This is a genomic window from Olivibacter jilunii (genome assembly GCF_900607235.1).
GTDB lineage: Bacteria > Bacteroidota > Bacteroidia > Sphingobacteriales > Sphingobacteriaceae > Olivibacter > Olivibacter oleidegradans.
Genome location: NZ_LR027867.1, coordinates 1 through 2,499, shown reverse-complemented (window position 1 = coordinate 2,499; position 2,499 = coordinate 1). Strand labels below are relative to the sequence as shown.

1 protein-coding gene is annotated in these 2,499 nt (G+C 40.6%); it reads left to right on the top strand.

The window, feature by feature from the left end; all coding sequences use genetic code 11:
- Positions 1–569: 569 nt before the first annotated feature.
- Positions 570–2,378: a reverse transcriptase/maturase family protein gene (locus E0E36_RS27615; protein ID WP_002979465.1), complete on the top strand. Its 1,809-nt coding sequence runs from the start codon at positions 570–572 to the stop codon at positions 2,376–2,378.
- Positions 2,379–2,499: the final 121 nt, after the last annotated feature.

Sequence of the window (2,499 nt, the reverse complement as noted above, 5' to 3'; positions counted from 1 at the left end):
GATGCGCCCGTACTGGATGTGCAATAAATATACCTGTAGCGAGGTATTAGGCGAGTGTTCTTTGAAGCCTATCATCAACCGACTTATCTGGAAGGGAAACTGGACAGGGAGTGTAGCATGTCGGTGAATCCAAAAAGTCAACCAGTTGTCAGGTTGCGACTGAATTGGGAAGATGAAATGAATAGATATGAGGATAAAATCGAATCTGATTGAATGATGATCCGAGTGGCAACGGCACTAGCATTGACGTAAGGCAACTAAAATCGGCACTCTGATAGTACCCACTTCTCGCCTGTTTGGAAGTAGGGCATGAACAGACTATCGGCACGACTACAATAAGTAGTAAAGGATAAGTCATATCCGACAATCTAATCGAGCTATGTTATTGCACTTCTAAACGGGGATTGACCTAAATCGGAAAGCCACTGGCGTGGCTATGAGAGCAGTCTCTGAATATCCGACATGGCAACGGAGCCTCCGTAGTAGTCCGAGCAGGGGAAAGCCCTGTACATGGCGAAGGGAGGCAGCTAATATTTTTAATACAAATAAAGGAAAATGTGAGAGACATTATGAGAAATCCAGAATCTGTATTAAACAGTCTATCGAAGCATAGTAGAATTTCAGGTTACAAATTTGAAAGGCTCTATCGCATTCTTTTCAATGTGGAAATGTACTACACTGCTTACCAAAAGATCTATGCTAAAGCAGGAAACATGACCAAAGGCTCAAATGATACCACAATTGACGGTATGAGCTTACAACGGATTGAAAAGCTAATTGATACTATCAGAGATGAAACGTATCAGCCCAATCCATCACGAAGGGTTTATATAGCCAAGAAAAATGGTCAGAAACGCCCTTTAGGTATTCCGTCTTTTGACGATAAATTGGTGCAGGAGGTTATTCGGATGATACTTGAAGCCATATTCGAGAAGCAGTTTGAATATAGCTCTCACGGTTTCAGACCTCAGAGGAGTTGCCATACTGCACTGGTACAGGTCAAAAAGACTTTTAGCGGCGCAGCATGGTTCATTGAAGGGGACATTAAAGGTTTCTTCGATAATATCAATCATGAGGTACTGCTGAACATCTTACGGGAACGGATAACAGATGACAGGTTCATCAGACTTATACGGAAGTTCCTTAATGCGGGATACATTGAAGATTGGGTCTATCACAGAACTTACAGTGGAACTCCACAAGGTGGTATTATAAGCCCCATACTGGCAAATATCTACCTTGATAAACTGGATAAGTACATGAAAGATTATGCTACAAGGTTCGACAAGGGAAAGAGGCGACAAATTACAAAGATTGCCAAGAATAATGTATACCGAAAATCCTATCTGCTCGGGAAATTGAAACTTGAAAAAGATGAAAATGAGAGAGTGCTCCTGAAAAAGGAGATTAGAATGCTTGAGATAAAAAGACTTTCTATCGAACGCTGCAACGAAATGGATGCAAACTACAGGCGATTGAAATATGTGAGGTACGCAGATGACTTTATAATAGGTGTCATCGGTTCAAAAGACGAATGCAAGCTCATTAAAGAGGATATTAAAAACTTCTTAAATGAAAAATTAAAGCTGTCTCTTTCAGACGAAAAGACACTGATTACCCATTCAAAGAAACCTGCAATATTCCTCGGTTATGAAATCACTGTCCAAAGGTCTGACTTGCGCATGAGAGACAAGAATGGCTTTTTAAAGAAAGCCCACAACAAACGAGTTATGCTAAGGGTGTCCCGTTCAACCATACTGAAAAAATTACTCTACTACCGTCGGGTACAGGTAAAATATCACAATGGTAAAGAAGTCTGGAAACCATTGCATAGAGGTTCACTTATAAATAACGATGACCTCGAAATCTTAACAAGATACAACTCTGAAGTACGGGGCTTTTACAATTACTATTCATTAGTGAACAATCTCAAACAGATTAATCACTTTGGTTATATCATGGAATACAGCCTGTACCGAACCTTTGCGGCCAAGTACAAGTCATCTGTACATAAAATCCTCAACAAATACATGCATGACAAGGACTTTACTGTATTCTATAAAAACAAAAAGGGCAAAACTCTCAAACGTGTATTCTATAACAAAGGTTTCAAAAGAAACACCGAAGCTATTAAAGACAACAAGGTGGATAACCACCCAGATGTATACTTCACAAGGTCTATTACAAGCTTGATTGACAGATTGAAAGCAGAGAAATGCGAGTTATGTGAGGCAAATGGACAATTGGAAATGCACCACATCAGGAAAATGAAAGATGTCGAGGGCAAGCAACCTTGGGAGTTGGTCATGATGGCAAGAAGAAGGAAAACACTGGCGGTCTGTCACGATTGCCATAGAAAAATCCACAACGGTGAATAGACTGCATATATTATGTGGAGAGCCGTATACAGCGAGAGTTGTACGTACGGTTCGGGGGAGAGTTCAGGGAAACCTACCGATAGTAATATCGATAAGGCGTCAGGAGCTTATCCCACGCTAT

Bases quoted from the DNA above. Each gene is read 5' to 3' on its own strand.
- E0E36_RS27615 (WP_002979465.1), top strand. From the start codon at position 570: ATGAGAAATCCAGAATCTGTATTAAACAGTCTATCGAAGCATAGTAGA.